Origin of the sequence: Streptomyces sp. B21-105 (assembly GCF_036898465.1) — a bacterium.
In the GTDB taxonomy this organism is placed as follows: domain Bacteria; phylum Actinomycetota; class Actinomycetes; order Streptomycetales; family Streptomycetaceae; genus Streptomyces.
In genome coordinates this window covers 1,773,066-1,793,988 of sequence record NZ_JARUMJ010000001.1, presented here as the reverse complement: position 1 = coordinate 1,793,988, position 20,923 = coordinate 1,773,066, and the positions used below count along the sequence as shown (strand labels likewise).

Genomic DNA, 20,923 nt, shown 5'->3' with positions numbered 1-20,923 from the left:
TCAGTTCCTCGGCAGGGACACGTACGCCCGCAACTCGTTGCCGACGCACCCTCCGGAGGGGCCCTGTGCGGTGAGGGGGCGCAGCATGAAGTCGGAGATTTCGCGGACGGCGTTCATCTGGCACAGCTTGACCGAGACGGCGTCGAGCATTTCGTAGGCGTCCCGCAGGACTTTCTGCGCGGAGGCGTCCAGCTCGGCCGTGGTCGGGGCGGTCATCGGGTCGTCGGGGTTGGGGGCGCAGCGCACGACTTGGATGACGAGTTCGGCGACTTCCCACGGTGCGTCGCATCCGTTGCCGACACGGCGCGCCAACTCGTCGGGGAATGTCTCGGTGAGGAACACTCGCGCCACCGACACGGCGAGGAGGCCGCAGTCGCATTCGTCCCAGGCAATCGCACCGGGCACGACGCTGGACCGTGCGGGTTTGGTGGTGAGTTCGGCGTGGACGGCGGCGCGCAGGGTCTCGGCGACGGTGTACCACTTCAACGGCCCGGAGATCATCGGCATGTCAGGTCCCCGTCCTGCGTACCGTCGGCCGGTCCACGTTGTACACCCGAGAGCGTTGCCGCAGGCCGTGCGGATTCCACGTCGCGACGAACAAGTCCACCAGGTACAAGCCGGTGCGCCCCTGCCGGAACAACTCACCCACATCCGGATAGGAGATCGTCACGCCCTGCCGCGCCAGCTGCTGCAGCCCGGCCGGCAACTTGCAGTCGCCGCCCGCCGCCGCCTTCGCGATCTCACACGCCAGCTGGCCCACGGCCAGCGCTGCCCCGTCGGGGATGTCCTCGCCGTACGCGGCCGTCACCGACCACGTGCCCACCTCCGAGTCGGACAGCGCGAGGTCGTTGCAGCGCGGCCACTCGCCGCCGTCCGTCCGTACCAGCAGCCGGTTGTTGTCCACCCGGTACGCGCCGGTGACGAGGGGCGTCCCGTCGACCTTCACGGCGACGATCCGGTTGACCGGGGCGGGCAGCAAAACTTCCGACACCGTGCTGCACGAGCAGTCGCCCGCGCATCCGCCGCACGTCAGGTTCAACCACTGGCCGCCGATCAGCGCAGGCTGCGGATACGACCACGACCCCGTCCACGGCGGCCCGAAGTCGTCGAAGAACGAGCCGCCGCAGTCGCGGCGGCATGGGCGCAGCGTCACCTCGCACGTCCCGAACCGCATCCCCGTCAGCGCCCACACCACGCTGCTGGCCATGGACACCGCCGCCCCGGTCACCGCCGGGTTGAGGGTGTCCACGTCGCACGTCCACGTCACGGGCCAATCGGCACAGGGCCCGAACTGTCCCGTCACCGGGCGTCCCTACAGGGTCGTCGGGTCGCAGGAGGCGGCCGGCGGGGCCGTGGTGGTCACGTTCCACACCCAGTGCTCGTCCGTGTCGACGAACTGTCCCGCCGGAAGGTAATCCTCGCCGACGAGGGTGTCCCACGTCGGTGCGGCCGCCTTCGTCTCGGAGGTGAACTCGAACACGGACCGGCCGTTCTCCACCGTGTAGTTGCCGATTTTCGTTGCGCCGACGTTCGGCCAGGCGTGGTAGATGTAGCGCTGGTTCCCGGACGCGTCGCACGCCCCAGATCCGGCGACTTCCTGCCACACCTCCATGCTGAACCGGTTCGTCGGGTTGCCTTCGGCGACAGCGAAGCCAGTGCCGGTGGTGGGGGTGCCGGTGGTGAGTTCGCGGGCGGAGATGATGTACGCGATGAGGGAGGCGTTGATCTCGCACATCTGCACCGTCAACCCCATCCGCTTCAGCGTCGGGTCGTCTTTCTGGTTGACGCACGGCGCGCCGGACGCGGTCCGCTCGAAGAACTCTTCGCCGTCCTCGTAGTCCGGTTCCATCTGGACCTGGACGAAGCCGGAGCTCACGGCGACCATGCCGGAGGTTCCGGTGACGGGCACTCCACACGCGTCCAGTGCGATGACCCGCAGGTGCGTGCCCTTGATGGGAGTCGCGCACGTCGACGTAGCTGCCATGGTGATCTACTCCTAATCGGTGGGCACGCCCAAGGTGATGTGCGCGGCCAGGTGGCAGCACTCGAACCCCAGTAGGTAGGTGCGTTCGGCGAGCATGCGGATCGTGTTGGACGTCCGGTCGAGGGAGTCCCGCAGCCGTGACACGTAGGGGTCGGATCGGTATCCCCATGCCGCGCCGGTGGCGTAGATCCAGGCTGTTCCCGAGGCGGCCGGGGTGCCGTCGGGGCCGCTGCCGGTGTAGCCGGTTCCGGCGACGATCAGGTTCCCGGCCGGTGTGACGAGCCGTCCGTCGACGACGGTGGCGAGATTCCAGGCGGCGAGGGTGGGCAGTGCGGAGCGGGGGACGTGGATGAGGCCTTGTCCGGCGTAGCAGTTGGCGAGGTTTTGTTCGAGGAGGCCGAGGGCTTGGGCGATGTCCGCGCCGCCGGTGACGACCGGGGTGGCGACGGTTTGCAGGACGATGTCGCCGTCTACGGTTTCGGTGTCGGCGGCCAGGTGCGGGAACACGATCGGCTGGCCGCCCGCGACACCGGTCCAGAACGCGGTCTCGACCTGCGCCTGTTCGACGCGGGCCAGCGCGGCGGACGCGATCTGTTCGGCTTCGGCGACGCCGACGGGCGAGCACTCGAACTCGGCGTACACCGTGAACGGCAGTGCCCCGCGGGAGGTCTGCTCGACGTTCGCGGTTTTCGACGGCGGGGCAGGCGCGGGACCGCCGGTGCCGGTGACGGCGAGGCACTCGTCATATGTGGTGTCGCCGGCAGGGCACCGTTCGATCCAGGTGATGCCCTGCTGCCAGTGCGGGCCGGCTGCGGTCGGGTGCTGGACGGTGTCCCACAGCCCATGGGGGAGGGGGGTGAACACCGCTGGCAGGTCGACGAGTTGGCGTGCGGCCATCGACGCTCACCCCTTTCCCTCGGTTGCTGACACGGTCCAGGGTCAGACGCGGACGGTGCCGGACAGGAGCGCGCTGGTGGAGCCGTTGACGTTGAAGCCGACCGTGTACCGGCGGGACTCGTGGCCGACCATCGCGATCAGGTGCGCTTCCTCCGACCACGCGGCGGTGTGGTCGTTGGTCTCGTTCAGCACCGAGTCGCGGATCACGCCGAGGTCGAGGCTCATGCCGTTGCCGTGGATGAACGTGCCAGCCGCGTAGATGAGGAAGTCGACCGTGGTCGGCCACGCCGTCATCTTCGTAGCGTTGCCGAACTGGCTCGCGCCGCGGACCTGCCAGTCGTTGACCCACTGCACCGCGATGTTGCGGGCCGTGAAGTACCGGTTCACCTCGCTGAGCGGGATGTCGCCCAGCTCGACGCCGGCCTTCCACGCAAGGTCGGCCTGGATGACGTCGCGAACCCAGTAGGGGAAAACGACTTCAAGGACGTCGTCGATGCACATGCCGTAGCGGGCCCGGTAGTCCGTCGCCGCGAGGCCGACCGCGTTGTAGATACGGGGGGCTGCGGCGTCCGTAGCGGCGCCGCCGGTGATGGACGTCGCTGCGGTGGAGCGGGCGAGCATGAGCGCGATGAGGCGGGCGTTGATGACGTGCGCGTGCGCGGCCATCAGCAGCTGCAGCGTGTTCTGCGTCGCCTCCGGATAGGCGTCGTCGGTGAGGTTCCCGGCGGTGAGGCAGTAGCCGTAGGCCTCGAGGCGCTCGTCGTCGAAGTCGGGGCAGGGGACCCGGATGCACGGCTTGGTCGGGGATCCGGTCGCGGCGGCGATGTCGTCGGCCTCGGTCCACAGGAACGGCGTCGACGTGTTGGACAGGGTCGCGGCGAACCCGGCGAACGCGGTGCCGCCGCCGAGGGCGTCCGCGAGGCTGGGGGAGACGGGGAACTGGATGCCGCCGCGGGTGACGCCGAACGTGGGCAGGTCGATCATGCCGGATTCGCAGGCGATGTTGAAAAAGTCGTAGCGGGTCTCGGACGGTGCGCACCATCCGCCGCCTGCGACGAGCGCGGCCTGCTTGTCGGGGCCCGTGAGGAAGGAGATCAGGTCCTTCATCTCGCCGCGGCTGGTGCGGTTGTCGACGCTGTGGGAGAAGTCGTTGCGCACGGACGCGACGAGCTGCTCGGACGGCTGGCCCTGGGTGATGGGCATGCTCTTCGCCTTGCGCGAGGTGACCTCGGCGAGGGAGGAGAGGGAGGGCAGTTCGCTGCCGCGGGCGATGCCGGGGATGTCGACGGACGCGGTGACGGCGAGGCGCTGCGTGGGGACCTGGGGGGTGGGGGCGTGCTGCGCGGTCTCGGACAGCGACGCGGTGGCGCGGCGGGCGATCTCCTCCGGGCGGACGGTACCGCCGCGGCGGTCAGCCATGAACGCGACCATGCCCGCAGACACGCCGCGTGCGGCGGCGGCGGCGATCGCTTCGACGTCGACGGCCGGCGCATGTTCGGCGGTGGCCTGCGCGGGCGTGGTGCCGTTGACGCGGGCTTGGAGCTGGGAGAGCTGCTCGGCTACGCGGTTTTGCTGGAGTGCGGCCTGCTGCTCGGCGCGGACCTCGCGGACGCGGAGTTCGCCGCGGATGCGGTCCAGGTCGTCGGTGAGGCGCATGGCGTAGGCGAGGGTGTCCGGTTCAACGTTGTCGAGTTCGTTGACGCGGTTGAACTCGGTGACGGCGCGGGTTTCCAGCTCGGCGAGGTCGGTGTCGCTGGACAGGGTCAGGTCGGCGGGGGCATTGAAGAGCTCTTCGGCTGCCACGTGATCCTCCGTGATCGAAGGGTTGGTTGCGGGCTCATCAACGCCCTTTGATCACGGAGGTTAGCGCATAGCACACAGTCCGACAATGTGCAATTACGTTGGCCGGTTGGGTAAAACTAAAGGTCAGACGCTCGGAGGAGGAGGCGGAGGAGGCACTGGACGACGCCTCTTATTGCAACTGCACATTCACTCTCACCTCCCCGGATGCACTCGACGAGACAGCATCCGCATCACGATCCGCACCGCATCCCGCTCCACATCCACCTGCGACCGACCCCACGCCACCGTCGGCCGGCCCGCCGCCAGCAGTGCCTGCGGCTCACCCGACGCCACCCGCGCCCGCATCTTCGGCACCGGGAAACCAGGCACGTTCACCCCCAGCAGACCGACCAGGCGCAGCGACCCCCCGATCCGCCGCCAGTCCCCCGACACCTGCCCCGCCGCCTGCAACTCGTACACGCGCAGCGGGTCCGCCCCGGGCCGGATCGCCCCCGCCACCCAGATGCCGTGCGCATCGTTACCGACCGCGACGTCCGCGACCGCCGCCCCGGTGTTGTCGTAGTGCTCGGCGGCCGGCGACGCCCCGTAGTGCAGCGGCGCATGCCCCGTGCCGACGGTAATCTGACCGACCGCCACCCGCGTCCCGTCCGCGCACGCCACCTCACCCGTGCGGTAGTACGGGTGGTCGTCCTCGTGCGGCGGCTGCACGCACACGTCGTCCTGCCCGATGTGGCACGACCCCCACTGCGCGGCATGCCCGTAGATCCGGCCGTCGTCCGTGACGGTGATCGGTGTCGGCAGCGACAGGTGCGGGTCGGCGAACCAGGCGGCGGGCGGCCGGACCACCTCGACCCCGGCGGCCGTCACCGGGGTGAGCGGGCGCACCGTCTGCTGTGCTGCCTTCACCTCCTCAGCGGTGACGGGCTGCCCGCCGGCCACGACCGCGCCCTGCTCGTCGAGGAGCGCGATGTACGCCTCGGCGAACGCAGGAATGTCGACGAGGGTCGCGGCGCGGATGCGGCCGCTGTGGAAGATGACCTTTTCAGGCTGTGCGAGCAGCATCTCGAACAGGTCGTCATCGCCGGCCTCTTCAGTGCCCGCGTTGACGTCCTCGGGCCACACGTACTCGACGTCGGCGCCGATGGAGTCTGCGTCGATACTGACGCCGCGCAGGAACTTGCCCTCGATCTTCGAGTACACCCGCCGGCCGTCGTCGTCGGACAGGTCGAGAACGCCCTCGCCCATGATGAGGCTGCCGTCGCGCCATACTTTGTCGATACGGCCCACGTTCACGGCGATCGTGCGTGCTTCCCCGCCGTGGGAGTCTTCCTTGTTCCAGCGCAGCGGCGCTGGCAGTTCAGCCCACGTGAGGGCATCGGGGGCGAACTCGCGGCCGTCGCCGGTGACCTGGCCTTCGATGGCGAGGGGGCCGCGCCAGGGGGCGGTCTTGCCGGTGTAGTCCATGCTGTCGTCGCCGTCGTCGGGCTGGTCCTCGGCGTCTTCTTCGGCGGCGAGTGCGGCGAGTTGCTGCTGTGCGTCCGCTTCGGTGGTGTGGCAGCCCATGAGTTCGCTGGTGTCGGTTTGGGTGACGGCCCACGGCGTATCGGCACCGCAGTCCGGGTGGTCCTGCACGATGCTGTACGGCATGGTGCCTCCCTGCTCGTGTTCGGTCGGGGGGATTGTGGCCGCACTCGCCGCCAAGATCATTCCGGCGGCTGCTTGGTCACTGGCCTGGGGCCACACCGTGACGAGCGTCCCCCGACACCGCGACCCGCCGAGGCAGCCCGTGTAGCCGCCCGACGGGTATGCCTCACGCGCATCGGGCAGCGTCGTGTAGCGGGTGCCGTCGATCTGTCGACATGGCTTACATGACGACTTGTCGAGCGCCTCGCTGGCCAAATATTCGGCGGGTGGCGCGACCGCCAACACGGCCATGCGGCCTTCGTTCTGCGCGGCGGTCATGGTCGCCCCCACCTGCTCCTCAACTGCCGCACCCGACAGTCCCGCAAGATGCTCGTCCACCGCAGCAGCGACCTGAGTCGCGCTGCCGGAGCCCCACACGCGCATCGCCTGCCGCCTCGCCGACTGCACCAGCCCCACACTCAGCACCCGCGCAGCCGCCCGACCCATCTGCCGCAGCCGGTCCCGGATCGCCGCCGCCGTGATCGCCTCATCGTCCAGCGACCACTCGGGAACGGTGACGCCCTGCGCTTCGGCTTCGGCCTGCTGCTGCTCGCCCGCCTGCCGGGCGTAGGCGATCATCCGGGCAATCAGCAAACGCTCAGCGTCCCCGGTGTCCGGGGTGAACGCGTCGAGCCGGTCCAAATCGTCGGCTTCCGCGGCGGCTTGCACGGCGGCGGTGATCTCTGCGCGCTGCGCGGTCTGCACGCCGGCCCACGCCTCGACGGTCGTGTTCACGGCGTCGTGCCACGCCCGGTCCATCTCGGCGAAGTCCACCCGGCTTGCGAGCTCCAGCTCAGTCGGCTGACGGCGTAGCGGGCCGGCCGCCGCCGTGACGGGCCCGTCGAGGGGGATGTCGGTGTGGTCCCCGGCGAACGCCACCCGGATCCGGTCGAACACGATCGGGCCAAGGCGCTCCTCCAACGCGATGATGAGGTCGAGCTGATCCGAGTACGCCGCACACACATGGGGCTGCCACGGCGCGTGCTGCACCGGCAGATCCGGGTGGTCGGGCATCCCCTCCAGTGCCTCAATGGCCAGCGTGTGCGCGAGCTCCAGGGAGGCGGTGATGACGCGCTCGTCGCGGTCGTCGCCGACGTTCCAGACCCACGAGGGACTGTCGGTGTTCGCGTTCCAGTGCGCGGCTCCGAAGGCGCGCGCCTTGATCGGACCGCTGACGAAATCGTCCACGCCCGCACGCAGGTTGCTGATGAGCTCCTCGCGGGCGTCCTCGTGCCACTGGGTTCCGTCGTCGCCGAGGTAGTACAGCGTCAGGTGCAGTTGGTCGGCGGCCTCGCCGCCCTCGATCGCCAGCCGCTCCGCATCCGCGACCGTCGGCATCAGCGCGATCATCGCGCCCGAAAGATGCGAGCCGTCAGCCGCGGCTACGAGCGAATCCATTACTGCTCCGAGGAGAGAGGGTGGTCAGGAACGTGGACGTGTCCAGATACGGCGAGCGCTGCCCGATCACCAGCTGCCCGAACGGCGACAGGCGCGCCTCGTACGTCCCCGACGTCCCCGGCCGCGGCAACTGCCCGAGCTTCACCGCCGCATGCGTGAACGGGCACGAGTAGGCGTGTGAGGAGCACAGCGCCGGATGCATCAGCTCCGGCGGCCTTCCGGTCGTGAACCGGACGGCGTGCATGGCCTGCGACTGCTGGATCAGCCGCGCCGACCGTGCCGCGGCGGCGGCCTCCCGGGCGGCGTCCGCGTCTGGTGGGCTGCGGTCCTCCGCCGGCGGATCGGGTGTGGCGTCAGGCGGCGGCGCTTGACCAGGCGCGACAGCAGCGACCGGGGTGATGCTGACCTGGTCGCCGATGAGGGTGGACAGGGCGGACCCGGCACCGGAGGGCAGCGTCTTGATGATGACCTTGAGGGCCTGCTCTTTGAGTTCCTCGTTGCTGGGTTTGTCGGCTTCGTCGAATCCGGTCTCCCGGCGGAGCGCGGCACCGTTGATCTCCAGCCGGTCGTACGCCTGGAACGCGTCGCCGGACCGGTCGGGGCGGAGGGTGAGTTCGCTCATGTCGTACCAGACGACCCAGCTTGCCCAGTCCTCTACGCCGGACGCCTTGAGGCGGGGCTGGAGGTATCCGGTGGTGAAGGCTTGGCAGATGAGTTCGGCGTCAGGTGCGACGTCGACTTTGAGGGAGTTCTCGTCGCTGATCCAGGCGTTCCAATGATTCAAATCGGACATGCCTAGAAGCACTTCTGCTGGCACGTTGAGCTGGGAGGCGAGTCGCTTGATGGCGCTGTCCCGCTTCTCGATGATCTTCTCGTCGATCTTCAGGGTGAAGTCGAGGTGCTTCACCTTGTCGATCCACTCGCCGGGCAGCTTCAGCGGGAGCGGCACGATCCCCGCCGCCGTGCCCGGTGTGCGGATCGCCTCGGATGCGATCTCGATCCACTCGGCCATGAACGGGTCGGGTGCGTCAGCGAACTCCTCGCGGACGGGGAAGGTGACCTCGTCGGGGAACATCACCACCCCGGCTGATGCCAGCCGCGACAGGTACTGGGCGACGATGTGCCGGTTCACCAACTCCAGCTCGCGCATCGTCTGCCGTGCTGCGCGGGCGGGGCTGTCGGCGATGTGGTGCCAGCGTTTGTTCGGCCGCCACACCCGCAGCGGGTTCAGGGAGTTCGCGGCGAGGGGCCGCCAGTTGGTGCCGCCGTTGACGGCGTTCTCGTCGGCGACCTCGTACCCGCCGCGCGCGGCGCGGACTTCGTCGTTGGAGCGCACCGACCACTGCTCCACACCGTTCACGTTCTCGACGATGATGTAGCCCTCGCCGGGTACGGACAGTTGAGTGCCGAGGCCGTTCATGATGGCGGCTTGTCCGGCGACCCCTCCGGCCATGCTGGTCATGAGGTCGACGGCGGTTCCGGCGTCGGCGCGTACGGGTTCGTCGGCGCCGGGTTCGAGTTTGGCTGCGTACAGGCGGACGCGGGAGAGCCGTTTGGATTCCCAGTCGACGGCGTACCGGAATTCACCGAGGGTCTCGTGGTAGCCCCAGGCTTCTTCTTGCCAGCCGTCGGTGTTGCGGATGAGTTCGGTGCGGGGGCTGGTGACGGGGGCTGCTGCGGCGGTGAGTGCGGGGGGTGTTGCGAGGGTGGGCGTGGGCAGCACGCCGCGTCGACGGAATGCGTGCCACCAGGCCATCATTTCTCCCTGCTCGCGGTCTGCGACGGGAGGGTAGGCGCAGCCCAGGGAAGATCATTCCGGCATGGGTGAGGGCCGCCCGCGACACCCGCCGCAGACGGCCCCCAGCAACCACCCATCACCCGAACCCGGAAGAGCCCGGCTCCTACACCACCGATGCTACGGCCTCACGTGGCACCCGCGTTCCGGCATCACGCCCAGTCTTGAGCCGCCAGTAGCGCACCCGCACCCCACACCGCCAGCCACACCAACAGCGGCACCGGCAGACCCACCACCGCCCACGTCCCCGCCGTCACCACGAGCGCGACCCAGCCGGACGCACACCAAGGGCAGGAGATCAACTCAGCCAGCCAGAACGGCGAACGCCTCCACCGCTGCACCCACCGCTGCTCCTCGCCGTCGATCTCCTGCACATGCCAGTCGGCGACAGCCGGATTGGGCACCCGAGGTTCGCGGACCACTGACATCCACTGGTTGGGGCTCTCGACGGTCAGCTTCGACCGCTCCTTCTCGGTGAGCGGCCGCCACCCCCCGGCAAGCCGGTCACGCAGCCACAACACCGGCGGGAACGTGTCCTCCACCACCAGCTTCGTACCCCGATACGTGGCGAGCGACATCACGAGCAACAGCAGCCACAGATCCATCACACACTCGTCGGTGTCGTATCGCCCGCAAACGACTTGTTCACGATCACCGTGTACGCGGTCCCACCGTTGTACGCCAACCCGACATCGCTGCTGATGAAGTAGTCGACGCGGTGAGGGTTGTAGCCGCTACCCGGCAGTGCCATGAAGACTCCCATTGATCCACAAATGCTTCTGATGGTTAGTTGGAACAGCAGCGTCGACGTGCACAGGAACACCGGCACACATCAGCCGCCAACAAAACGACAGATCTTCCCCCACCAAGCCACCCGTGCCGTCCATGATCGGATCAAACCACGCCCCATCACCGACGCGTTCCAGCACCGACCGGTGCACCAACAGACACGCCGCACCCGTCCCCGCCACACGCACCAGCCCGGACGGAACCGGCCCATCCCACTCCGTGAACACTTTCGCGTCCTCAGCCCACCCGTACAGCGTCGGGAACACCCGCGTCACCATGCCGCCCAAGCCGTCCGGCTCCTCCTCCATGACGCCGTAGCACAGTGCGCCAACCACCGGGCGTGCTACGGGATCCGCAGAAGCCAGCAGCGCGTGCAGCGCGTCCGCGCGAAACCCCATATCCGTGTCCACCAGCCACAACCACTCACCGTCGCCTGCAAGGAACTCGTCCACGGCCTGATTACGGACGTGAGCGATCCCCACGGGCCGATACCTCACCGGCATCACCCCGACTACCATCGGCGACTCGGATTGACGATCGTGACTTATGGCGAGAAGCAGCGACTGCATAAACGTGTGCTGCACCCACCCGGGATGGACGTAGCTGATGACGACTCCGCGCATGCCCGTCACCGTAGCCGCCCGCTGACGATCTGCTTTCTGGCCAGATCCCCACCCAGACTGCCCTGCCCGCGCGCCGCCGTACCCACCAACTTCATCTGCCAGGCCGGCCACACCATCGCGTCCAACCGGTCCGGTGACCAGCCCAACTCCGAGTACCAGGTCGCCAACTGGTCCTCCAGCTCGGGGAACACCCCGGCCATGTGCCAGCGGCCCTGAGATGCCAGCGCGGCTACCGGTTGCGCCCGCACCGTCTTACCTCGCGTCGCGGTCACCGTGCGAATCGGGATGTCCACCCCCAGCGCCTCGGCCGCTGTGCGGAGCGTGGCCACACACATCGCCCCGCCGTAGTTCGTCTCGGCCACGATCTCATCGGCTTCCCAGTCGATGGCCGCCTGTACCGCCCGCCGCCCCCACTGATCCGGCGACAGCTTGCACGACCGGTCGTCCAGGACGTACCCGTGGTGTTGCGGCCGGCCGCCGTCGCCGGGGAGGACGAGCCCGGACTTCCCGACGACGACGATGCCCTGCTCGCCGGCACCACCGGACGGGTCCACGCCGACCGAGATCCGGGTGAGGTCGGGGACCTCGTCGGCGCGTACCCGGGTCGCCTCGATTGTGGCGCGCGTCCACAGCGCTTCGGCGACCTCGTCGATCAGACGGCCGTGGAGTTCCTGCGCGCCGATGTCCGTGCCCGCGTAGGTGTCCTCCAGAGCATCCTTCACGGTCTGCTCGAGGTGCGGGTTGTCGTACATCGTGGCGTGCGTGTGGACGACCCCGGCTATCTCGCCGGACAGCATCCGTTTCAGCAGCGGGCGCGGCTTCGGTGTGGTCGCCGCAATCCAGTGCGGGCGCGGACCGGAGCGGAGACCGAAGCGGAGCTGGTCGTAGGTCTGCTCCATGTACCGCCAGGTGGCGAACTCTTCGAGGACTGCGAGGCAGTTCGCGACGAGGAGGTCGCCCGCGAAGAACTCGTGATCGTGCTCAACTGTCAGGTCATACACCCTGGCCACGTCGGGTGTAGGCGTAGGTCGCAGTACACCGGCGCGAACAGGTGCGGGTCGGTTGGTACTTGACGCAGGAGAACCGTGAGCCGCACACGCAGCACACCCGTTCCTCTCGTGCGCGAGCGCTGGTGACGACGCTGCGGCATCGGTCTGAGCACCACTTCGGCACGACGGCCCTGGTCCGTGACTCGAAGGGCTCTCCGCACTCCTGGCAGGTGTACTCCCGGTACTCGGCGGTGCGCCACGACCCCTCGCCGCCTTTGCTGTGCCAGTTCGAGCCGCCGCGCTCATGGTCGTGCTCGGCCCAGTGCTCTCCGACACGGAGGAGCACGAGGTTCTCCAGCCGGTTGTCCGACTTGGTGTGGTTCTTGTGGTGCACGTGCATCCCCTTCGGGATGGTTCCGTGGGCTTCGGCCCACACGTACCGGTGCAGCAATCCTCGGTGCGTGTTCTGGTAGTAACCGTCCTTCCTTGGATGCCAGTTGACCCCTGCGTACTGGACGGACGCTCCGTGCTTTCCCATGTGAAAACTGTATCGTTCGTTTGGACGAGCGAGACTTGTTTCCACCCGTTTGTGGTCCATACCTCATGGTCCGGAGTGAGCCAGACATGCCCGGCCTGGTGCTCATACCTCCGTACCGGCTTCACGCCGTTGTCCCAGACACGCAGCACGCGCCGTAGTCCGTTGCGCGTCCAGACTCGGTCTCCCGGCCGAATGTCTTCGATGGGGCGTGGGCCGTCCTCTGTGCGCACGAGCGTGCCTTCGCGGACGCAGGAGTTGCCACCAGCACGGAGCCGTTCCACGTCCTCCGGGGTGTGCGATCCGAACAGTTTCGCCTGCGATCCGTTGGGCCAGCGAATGACGGTTCCGCCGGGGGCCTGGACGAGACGCGCGCCGGGGTCGGCGTTGCGGATACCCCCAGGGCCTTCGTACATGGACGTGACGCCGTCACCCAAGGTGGGGGCAACAATCGCGATCCAGTGCGGCACGGCCCCGGGCAGGCAGGGAGGGCCGGCGACGTGCTGGCGGACGTACTCCGCGCACGCCTTCGACTTGCCGGCACCGCGGCCGGCCATCAGGAGCCAGCCCGTCCAGTTCCCGGCGGGTGGGATTTGGTGGGGCTGGGGCTGCCAGCGCGGTTTCATCTGGGCAGCGAGGAGGGCGGCGGCGCGTTGCGCTACCTGGGCCCGGTCCTCGGTGGTCATGACCGGATTGTCACCGGTGGCGGGGGCGGCGGCTTCCGGGTCGGGCGTCTCCTCGGTCGGGTCGGCCGCTGGTGTTTCCGCCGCCGTGGTGATGCCACGTCCAAGAGCGGCGGGGCAGGTGGACGATGTGTGCTCCGGCGGCGATGCAGCTGAGGGTGAACTGGTAGTCCTCGCCGCCGACCTGCACGTTGGGGTCGGGGTGGAAGCCGACCTGTTGGGCGAGTTCGGTGCGCACGAGAATCGTGATCGTCGTCGAGTTGGGGGCGGCCGGTTCGAAGGGCTTCCCGTAGAACATGGGGAACGGGTCGCTGCCGCCGACGACGCGGAACCACGGGTACACGTAGTCGGCCTGGGTGTCCTTCGCGCAGGCGAGGAGCTGTTCGATGTGGTCGGGGTCCATCTCGTCGTCGGAGTCGAGGAACGCTGTCCACTCCGTCTCCACCAGCGCGAGGCCGTGGGTTCGGGTGATGGCTGCGCCGAGGTGGTGGATGTCCTCGGCGCAGATGTGCTCGACGGGGATGGTCTGGGCGCGGACGGACGCGGCGGCGCGTTCGAGCATGCCGTTGGTGCGCCGCTGGGCGTGGAACGGTGTAACGACGGTGACGCCCGGTCTCGTCACGAAGCCCCTCGCCACGCCTGCGTGGACAGCCAGCGCCGGACGGTCTGGTTGTGGCGGGCGTCGGCGAGCGCGTTGTGCTCGCCGCCCTCCTGCTTGGGCAGGTCGTCTTCGTGTATGCCGAGCCGGGTGCGCTCCTGCTGGATGTCGTGAGTGAACATGGGAACGCCCTCGGGGAGTCTGACCATGGGGCCCCACAGTTGGGCGAGGGCCACGTGGTCGTAGGCACCATAGTTCGCCCACAGCTCCACGTCGGGTGTGGCCTGCAGGAAGTCGCGGACCTCGTTGGCGATGACCCAGTGCGGTTTCACCCGGGCGTCCGTGAGGTCCGCGCCGACCAGGCTCATGGAGCTCTTGGGGTAGCTGTTCGCTGGGATCGCAAGGTAGCCGTCCAGCGACGTGCGCCCCGTGATTGGCAGTGACGGCAGCACGTTGCGGATCAGCCAGTCGTTCTCGCGGATCTTCTCCCAGGGCGCCTCGGAGTTGACGGCGTAGTACTCGCGGCCGTCGTCACACACCATGCCAATCGAGATCACCTCGATGGTGCGCCCGTCCTCCAGGAACTCAAGGTCGTAGTCGATCGCGGTCATCGCGGCGTCCCCTTCCAGTGGCATTCGAAGCCGCCCCGGACCTCCAGTTCCAGCGTGTTCCACAGCCGGATCCCGTAGTCGGCGTTCGCCGCGAAGTGGCCGTCGAAGTAGTGGAACGACTCCAGCACCCAGAACGACACGTGCGTCGGGTCGGCGATGGCATGCCAGGTGAGCGGGTTGTTGAGGATGGGCACGATCACCTCGAACACGCCGCCCGGCCGGAGTACGCGGTGGGCTTCGTTCATGACGTCGATGCGTTCCTGCCCAGCCGGGATGTGCTCCATCACATGCGAGGCGCGGAGGGCGTCCACGCTGTTGTCGCCGGTCGGCCAGGGGGTGTCCTGCGCCATGCGCGCCCACTCGCCCACGCCGTTGCGGGAGTCGAGGTTGATCCAGCCGGGTTGGACGAGGGTGCCGCCGCCGATTTCGATGCTCGTCATCACACACGCTCCGGCCAGTGCCACGTGCCGCCCTGCTTGCGCAGCTCGTCGTGGCACGCGTCGTTGAAGAACATGCCACTTGGGTTGAGGACTACGAGGGCCACCCACTCGGCGCCCTCGGCCTCCGCGTGCACCTCGGGGTCGGGGTGCGGGTTGTCGAGGCTGTAGACGTCCGCGACGATTGCGGCCCGGCACTTCGACGTGTACTCGCCGCCCGGGGTGCCGTAGCTGACGTAGTGGACGATCCTGCCCACGCTCGGTATCTGATTCATCCGTGCCTCGCGCTCCCTTCATAAGCCAGCCACGGCGTGGCCAGATGATTCCCAGGCAACGCGCTCGGGCGCAGCCCCATCACCCGCAGCGCGTACGGCTGCGAGATCTGGTCCTGGAACGACCATTGGTAGGTCTCGTGCAGCCAGCGCGCGCCCAGCTCGCGGACGGCGTCGGTGTGGTGGCGCGCGATGACGCCAGTTGCCCACAGCCCCCAGTTCTCGGGGTGCCCCATCTCGCTGTAGTGGTCGGCCTGCTCCAGCACAGGCTCGCCCGCGTACTTCGCCAGCCCCGCCGACTCCTTCGCCTCCGCATACAGGCAGTCCCGCCACGGATGCACGAACTGCGCGATCGGCTCCACGTCCGTCAACCCGGCCGTCGCCTCGACCGCGAACCGATCGGACACGATCCGAAACGACGCATCCACCCACACGCTGACGGGCGCGTCGGTGTACCGCCACGGCTCATACTTCGGATGCTTCGCCGCACGATTCGGATGCACCCCCTCACGCGGCTCGAACACCACCCGCCAGCCCAGATGCGACGACTTCGCACCCAGCACCGGATCGTCCGTCACAAACACCCAGTCCACCCCGGCCTCCACCTGCGGAAGCACAGGCTTCAGGTCGTCGTAGGAGTCGTACACCGCGCTGACAATCGCCACATCGCTCATGCCGGAGACCGATACCACTCCACCGTCGCCGCCACACGCCCCCAATCGTGTCCCGGCTTCCACGAAAGGCGATCCCAGCCCTCCCCCTCCGCGACGATCCGCGTCGGGCGTTCCCCCGCCCGCATCGGCAAATGCTCCACGCCGGCCTTCGACCCGGTCTGCTCGAGCACGAACTCGGCGAGCTCGTTCACGGTGACGGCCTGCCCGGTGCCGGCGTCGAACGTCACGTCGTCCCCATGGCCGGTGGCTTCGATGAGCATGCGGGCCACGTCGTCGGTGTGGACAAGGTCCATGGTCTGCTCGCCGTCGCCCCACACGGGGAGCGGCCGCCCTTCCCACGCGGCGCGCGCAAACGTCGGCAGGATCTTTTGCGGATGTCCTGGCCCCCATTTCTGGCCAGGGCCGTAGGCGTTGAACGCGCGGACGTGGGAGACAGGCAGCCCGTAGGCCTCATGCCAGGCGGTCGCCAGCCGGTCGGCGCACACCTTCGTCGCCGTGTACACCGACGGGAACACGGGCGGCATCGTGATGCCCACATACGCGGCGTCATGCTCCCGGCACCACTGCAGGATCCGCAGGGCACCGATCACGTTCGCGTGAACGGCGGACTCCGGCGCGTCGAACAACTCGGACGTGCCGAGCATCCCGGCGAGGTGGACGACGGTGTCCGCGCCCTTCAGCGCGGTGAGGTCGCCGAGGATGTCGTTGCCGTGGGCGCGGTCGAACGACCACGCCTCATGCCCGGCCTGCTGAGCAGCTCGGATGGTGGCCTGGCCGAGGAAGCCGGAGCCTCCGGTGACTGCGATGCGCATGCTGCTCCTGCTCTCTCTCACCATGGGGTCCGTCCCCACTTCGTGCGGAACGTTTCCCGGTCGCGGCCTGCCTGGGCGGCGAGTTCGGGGCGTTCGGTCGTCGACACGTTGGGGCAGCGGTGCTCGACGGGGATCCCGGGCACGAGGAGGGCTCCCCCTTCCTCGCGGGCGGTCCAATCGAGGCTGTCGTCACCGAACCACCATGCGAGATCCTCATCGAGCCGGAGCCCTGCTTCGCCGCGGAGCATGTAGGCGTAGCCGGTGATGCGTTGGCGGAGGTCGATGGGCTCGGCCCGGGTGTGGAGAATCTGCTGCCGGCCGCCGTGCTGGTCGGGATAGGCGAGGACTGCAGTGGTGGAGCGCATTGCCGTCGACAGGGTGTCGATCCAGCCGGGCGGTACGACCACGTCGGAGTTGAGGACGGCGATGTCCCACTGGTCGGTGCCGGCGCAGTGGGCCTGCGAGTCGGCGAGGGCGATGCCGACGTTCCACAGTGTCGAAATGTTGGGCGGGTCCATCGGTACCCGCACCACGCCGATCTTGCCGTGCCACGGTTCGGGGTCGATGGGCGGGTGGGAGCCGTTGTCGATGACGATGACCCGGTCGACCTGGTCCACGACGGAGTGCAGGCAGTCCGTGAGGAGGTCATGGCGGTCCCGTGCCGGGATGACCGCGGCGCGGTACGGCTCACTCACCGGAGAACGGCGGGTGCGAAGTGGGTGTGCTCATGCGGCGCACGGTAAGACCGCACACCGGATGATCATTCCGGGCCCGTCAGGCCGCAGCCGGGCTGCTCGCTTCGAGGAGCAGCTGCTGCGCGGTACCCAAAGCGGTCACACGCTGCTCGTGATCCAGATTGAGGGCGTCGAGGACCCCGCCGAGGACAGTCGCCACCAGCTCGCCCTCCAAGTCCAGGCGACGCTCAAGGGCCTGCATGACGCCCGCATCCACAGCCTGCTTCGCCGTCGTCGCCGCGACCTTGCGTTCCTCCCGGGACTGCCGCAGCCATGGGCCGAGATCATCGGGCGGGGTAAGGGGATCGCCACCGTCGGCGATGTGCCGGCGTAGCCGTTCGCTGATGATGCTGTCGACGTAGGCGGCGCGGGCAGTCGCGGTGCGTACCAGCCCGAGTAGTGCTTCGTGTGGGGTGATGTTCCGTTCGGTGGCGATTTCGTGTGCCATGGCCCATGCCTCCTCGACGTGTCGTTGTGCGCCTCGGTGCCAGATGCAGGTTCCGTATCCGGGGTGGTTGGTGCCTTGTCCGGCTGGTTGGGAGCAGAGGCGTCCGTTCAGGTTGTGGGCGGGGCATCGTGCCGGGTAGGCGGTCATGGGGGTGATTGTGGCCTGTGGGTGGGGTGGTGATCTTCCGGTGTGGGTGTGGGCCCGGCCCCGTGGTGGTGGGGGCGGGCCCTTCGGCGTGCGGCAGGTCAGGCGTCGTCGCGGGTGCCGACGTACTCGACGCCGGACACGAGACCGTGGGTACGCGCGCTGGACACGAAGGCCGGTGCCCAACCATCGGCGATGAACTTCGCCGCGACCTCTTGCGGCACCCACCGGTCACCGCGCTCCGGGTCAGACATCCATGCCGCGAGGCCGTCGGCGGTGGCGAACACGGGACTGACCGGCGAGCCCTCGGACACGGTCTCCCACAGCTGCCAGCCGTCGCCCTCGGGCGGGTCGGTCGGCTCCCACGCTTCGGCGTCGGCGCGCTGCCCGGGGTAAGCCTCGATGGTGGCGTGGCCGTCGCAGGTCTGGCAGATCGACTCGACGCCCTCGCGCTCGCAGCGGGCGCGGACCACGACGCTGGCGTTGATCGCGTCATGACCGAGGCCGCTGATGGACCACTCGTTGACCTGCTCGGCGGTCGGCGTGACGGAAGGTTCTTTCGGCTGCCAGCCGTTCTCGCGCGTCCACGTGTGGGTGAAGTCGTACAGTCGATCAGCCGCGATCAGCGCGTCGACGTCGTCCTGTGCGAGATGGCGGGACCATCCCTCGTTGAACAGGTCCGCCAACCGCTGCGCCTCGCGCAGCAATGCGGCCTCGCCGGTGCCGTAGTAGTCGGGGGCGTTGCTGAGGTTGCGCTCGGCGAAGGCGCGGACGGGTGGGCTGTCGTGCCGCCATGGCGTGGAGCCGGTGCTGGACGGGTCGAAGGGAATCTTCCCGAACCAGAGGTCGTACAGGTTCTGAGCTTGCGGCGAGTAGCCAGACTTGCAGTCGGGGCACTTCTCCCCGTCGAGAGTGTCGGGCGAGAGGAAGCCTTTCCAGACCTCGTTGAGGGGCCATTCGAAGTCGAGGGGCACTCGGCGGATTTCGCGTCCCATGCGGGTTCTCCTTGCGGTGGCGGCGGTTTCAGGTTACGGCGGGCGGGATGGTCGTGTCGGGCGGTCAGGCGGGGTTGCGGCGGGGGCGTCCAGGTAGGTTCAGAAATACGGGCATTGGGGGTGGTGGCCGTCGGTCGAGTAGCAGTACGAGCACGGGTCGGATTCGGCGGGCTTCTGGGCGAGGCGTTCCGCGGTGCGGCGGCTGCCGGTCTGGAAGCTGGCCCAGCCGTGACGGCGGCCGTTCCAGTGGTTGAGGATGGCGGGGGCCTCTTCGGGGGTGGGCGTCGACATGACGGGCTCCTTAGGCGGCGAGGGCGTCAGCCAGCATTTGAACGCGGGCGACAGCTGGGCAGGCTGCGGGTCAGCGGAAGCTGTGGACAAGCGTCCACCGGTAGCCGCCGTCCCCGTCGAGCATCTCGGAGCGCCACACGTCGATCCGGTCCGGGAGGGAGCGGAAAACGTACACGTGCTTGCCGATGGTGCGCTGATGCTGGACGGGGTCGAGGTGGTAGCCGAACGACCGCCAGGTGAGGCGGAATCCGCCGGGCGTGTTGATGGGCTTGCGATTCACGGGCCGCGCGCCGTTGATGGGGGTGATGGTCCAGCCCCGGCGCTCCGCCTCTGCGCGGTCGATGCGCGTGCAGTTGTCGCAGGCCAGGAGAGACTCGGAGCCTTTTCGGGTCATGACGTTGGTGGCGAGCTGGGCGCAGTTCCAGCACTTGGTGCGGGTGATGGTGGTCATGGTCGGCTCCTTGCGGGTGGTGTTGGTGTGGGTCGTCTGCTGCGCCGTGAAGTTGGTCTCAGGCCGCCTCCTGGTAGCTGGAGGCGAGGAGGTGGCGGGTGCCCTTGTAGGTGTGGAGGCCGGCGTACAGGGCGGGGTCGATGGGGCCAGTCACTGGCGGCCCTTTCGCTTGGCGGCTTTGTTGCGCCGATTCGTCTCCCTCAGACACGTTTTGCAGTGGCGCCGCATCCGAGGGGCCCCCTTGGGCTGGTACCACTTCGTGTTCTCCGGCGTGTACTCGTGCCCGTTGGGACAGTGGGTCCGAGGTGCCTCAGGCTTCTTCTCCCGCTGCGCATGCTTGGCCCTGTAGTAGGCGTTCTTGCATGTCCGGCAGACCGGAGTCAGCGTCACACCCGACTTCGTCCTGCGCTTCTGAAAGATCGTGTTCTCCGGTGTGTACTCGTGACCCTCGGTGCAATGGGTCCGGTCTCCGAGTCGGGCGTGCACGCCCCGGCGAATGTTCTCGGCATCTGTGACCGGCTCCAGGTGCTGGGGGTTGACGCAGTGCCGGACGCGGCACAGGTGGTCCAGGACCAAGCCGACGGGCACCCGACCCACCAGCGCCTCATAGGTGACCCGATGGACGAGCAGGGCGTGGTCGGTACTGGCGTCCTTGACTCGGGCGTAGCCGTCTGCCATCAGCGCCCCGGTGTACAGCCAGCAGCCGCCGGGCTGTTGATCGATTCGGCTCATGACCTTCTCGAATGGTGCCTGACGGGAGTGGCGGATCAATGGCACGAAGGTGCCGTCGGCCTTGGCCTTCTTCACGAAAGCGCGGTAGCAGTTGTTGCACAGGCCGCGAGACCGGGCGACTTTCTCTCGGCAGTTCTTGCAGATGGCGTTGGGCTCTTGCTTCACGTGGGGTCCTTCAGGCGGCGAGGGCGAGGCGGGCGGCGCAGGTCTTGTAGGCGGGCTTGCGGGGGCGGTAGATGACGGCGATCGCGGCGACCTCGGCCGGGGTGTAGCGGGTGCAGGTACGGGCCTTGGCGTTCTTGGCGTAGCTGATGCCGGCCTGGCCGGTGACGCCTGCCTTGGGGGCGCTCTTGCGGAGGGATCCGGCGACCGTGCGGGCTTCCTTCACGCCGAGGCCGGCGGCGATGCAGTGGGTGGCGAGGGTGGCGACGCCCTGGCGGCGGATCTTGGCGGCGGCGCGCTGGGTGCGGGTGCGCTGGCGGATGATCTGGCGGGCGTTGCGGGTGGCGGCGTTCATCGGGTCCCCCTCGACTTCGTCTTGCTGA

23 protein-coding genes and 2 pseudogenes are annotated in these 20,923 nt (G+C 68.4%); all 25 read right to left on the bottom strand.

The features are described from left to right. Positions 1-507 (bottom strand): hypothetical protein, encoded by a 507-nt coding sequence (locus QA802_RS07990; RefSeq protein WP_334519301.1) that lies wholly within the window; start codon positions 505-507, stop codon positions 1-3. Between the two features lies 1 nt (position 508). Beyond that, positions 509-1,267: a hypothetical protein gene (locus QA802_RS07985; protein ID WP_334519298.1), complete on the bottom strand. Its 759-nt coding sequence runs from the start codon at positions 1,265-1,267 to the stop codon at positions 509-511. Positions 1,268-1,312: 45 nt separating this feature from the next. Beyond that, a complete protein-coding gene (locus tag QA802_RS07980; protein ID WP_319171868.1) occupies positions 1,313-1,984 on the bottom strand; it encodes a hypothetical protein in 672 nt (223 codons plus the stop codon). A gap of 12 nt (positions 1,985-1,996) precedes the next feature. After that, positions 1,997-2,881 (bottom strand): hypothetical protein, encoded by an 885-nt coding sequence (locus tag QA802_RS07975; RefSeq protein ID WP_334519295.1) that lies wholly within the window; start codon positions 2,879-2,881, stop codon positions 1,997-1,999. Between the two features lie 42 nt (positions 2,882-2,923). Next, a complete protein-coding gene (locus QA802_RS07970; RefSeq protein WP_319171871.1) occupies positions 2,924-4,684 on the bottom strand; it encodes a major capsid protein in 1,761 nt (586 codons plus the stop codon). A gap of 192 nt (positions 4,685-4,876) precedes the next feature. Beyond that, positions 4,877-7,717, bottom strand: coding sequence for a hypothetical protein (locus QA802_RS07965; protein WP_334519292.1), 2,841 nt, complete (start codon positions 7,715-7,717; stop codon positions 4,877-4,879). 22 nt (positions 7,718-7,739) lie between these two features. Then, on the bottom strand, positions 7,740-9,521 hold the full coding sequence (locus QA802_RS07960) for a hypothetical protein (protein WP_334519289.1): 1,782 nt from the start codon (positions 9,519-9,521) through the stop codon (positions 7,740-7,742). A 191-nt stretch (positions 9,522-9,712) separates the two neighbouring features. Then, positions 9,713-10,165 carry a DUF1360 domain-containing protein gene (locus QA802_RS07955; protein WP_319171876.1) on the bottom strand — a complete coding sequence of 151 codons (453 nt, stop codon included), beginning with the start codon at positions 10,163-10,165 and terminating at the stop codon, positions 9,713-9,715. Positions 10,166-10,294: 129 nt separating this feature from the next. Then, positions 10,295-10,972, bottom strand: coding sequence for a glycosyltransferase family 2 protein (locus QA802_RS07950; RefSeq protein WP_319171878.1), 678 nt, complete (start codon positions 10,970-10,972; stop codon positions 10,295-10,297). Between the two features lie 5 nt (positions 10,973-10,977). Continuing rightward, positions 10,978-11,895: pseudogene (locus tag QA802_RS07945) on the bottom strand (phage terminase large subunit family protein); the annotation flags it as partial. A 70-nt stretch (positions 11,896-11,965) separates the two neighbouring features. Next, complete coding sequence (locus QA802_RS07940; protein ID WP_334519279.1) at positions 11,966-12,499, bottom strand: HNH endonuclease signature motif containing protein; 534 nt, start codon at positions 12,497-12,499, stop codon at positions 11,966-11,968. Positions 12,500-12,642: 143 nt separating this feature from the next. Further along, positions 12,643-12,912: pseudogene (locus tag QA802_RS41490) on the bottom strand (Hint domain-containing protein); the annotation flags it as partial. A gap of 280 nt (positions 12,913-13,192) precedes the next feature. After that, positions 13,193-13,801 carry a glycosyltransferase family 2 protein gene (locus QA802_RS07935; protein WP_334519276.1) on the bottom strand — a complete coding sequence of 203 codons (609 nt, stop codon included), beginning with the start codon at positions 13,799-13,801 and terminating at the stop codon, positions 13,193-13,195. Then, entirely contained in the window at positions 13,798-14,388 is a 591-nt protein-coding gene (locus tag QA802_RS07930; RefSeq protein WP_334519273.1) for a 3'-5' exoribonuclease domain-containing protein, read from the bottom strand. Before QA802_RS07930 ends, QA802_RS07935 begins: the two co-directional genes overlap by 4 nt. Continuing rightward, positions 14,385-14,828 (bottom strand): methyltransferase domain-containing protein, encoded by a 444-nt coding sequence (locus QA802_RS07925; protein WP_334519269.1) that lies wholly within the window; start codon positions 14,826-14,828, stop codon positions 14,385-14,387. Before QA802_RS07925 ends, QA802_RS07930 begins: the two co-directional genes overlap by 4 nt. Then, positions 14,828-15,100: a hypothetical protein gene (locus tag QA802_RS07920; protein WP_334519266.1), complete on the bottom strand. Its 273-nt coding sequence runs from the start codon at positions 15,098-15,100 to the stop codon at positions 14,828-14,830. Before QA802_RS07920 ends, QA802_RS07925 begins: the two co-directional genes overlap by 1 nt. Next, positions 15,097-15,771, bottom strand: a complete 675-nt coding sequence (locus tag QA802_RS07915; RefSeq protein WP_334519264.1) for a glycosyltransferase domain-containing protein — start codon at positions 15,769-15,771, stop codon at positions 15,097-15,099. The genes QA802_RS07920 and QA802_RS07915 overlap by 4 nt, the downstream gene beginning before the upstream one ends. Then, positions 15,768-16,583 (bottom strand): NAD-dependent epimerase/dehydratase family protein, encoded by an 816-nt coding sequence (locus QA802_RS07910; RefSeq protein ID WP_334519261.1) that lies wholly within the window; start codon positions 16,581-16,583, stop codon positions 15,768-15,770. Before QA802_RS07910 ends, QA802_RS07915 begins: the two co-directional genes overlap by 4 nt. A 17-nt stretch (positions 16,584-16,600) precedes the next feature. Continuing rightward, the gene (locus QA802_RS07905; protein WP_319171887.1) at positions 16,601-17,278 is read right to left on the bottom strand and encodes a glycosyltransferase family 2 protein; all 678 of its coding nucleotides are present in this window, start codon (positions 17,276-17,278) and stop codon (positions 16,601-16,603) included. A gap of 79 nt (positions 17,279-17,357) precedes the next feature. Beyond that, a complete protein-coding gene (locus QA802_RS07900) occupies positions 17,358-17,765 on the bottom strand; it encodes a hypothetical protein (protein WP_334519258.1) in 408 nt (135 codons plus the stop codon). 245 nt (positions 17,766-18,010) lie between these two features. Then, positions 18,011-18,904, bottom strand: a complete 894-nt coding sequence (locus QA802_RS07895; RefSeq protein ID WP_334519255.1) for a hypothetical protein — start codon at positions 18,902-18,904, stop codon at positions 18,011-18,013. Between the two features lie 99 nt (positions 18,905-19,003). Then, on the bottom strand, positions 19,004-19,195 hold the full coding sequence (locus QA802_RS07890) for a hypothetical protein (RefSeq protein ID WP_334519252.1): 192 nt from the start codon (positions 19,193-19,195) through the stop codon (positions 19,004-19,006). Between the two features lie 70 nt (positions 19,196-19,265). Beyond that, positions 19,266-19,646: a hypothetical protein gene (locus tag QA802_RS07885; protein ID WP_334519249.1), complete on the bottom strand. Its 381-nt coding sequence runs from the start codon at positions 19,644-19,646 to the stop codon at positions 19,266-19,268. Between the two features lie 150 nt (positions 19,647-19,796). Continuing rightward, positions 19,797-20,453, bottom strand: coding sequence for an HNH endonuclease signature motif containing protein (locus QA802_RS07880; protein ID WP_334519246.1), 657 nt, complete (start codon positions 20,451-20,453; stop codon positions 19,797-19,799). A gap of 100 nt (positions 20,454-20,553) precedes the next feature. After that, positions 20,554-20,895 carry a hypothetical protein gene (locus tag QA802_RS07875; protein WP_334519243.1) on the bottom strand — a complete coding sequence of 114 codons (342 nt, stop codon included), beginning with the start codon at positions 20,893-20,895 and terminating at the stop codon, positions 20,554-20,556. Positions 20,896-20,923: the final 28 nt, after the last annotated feature.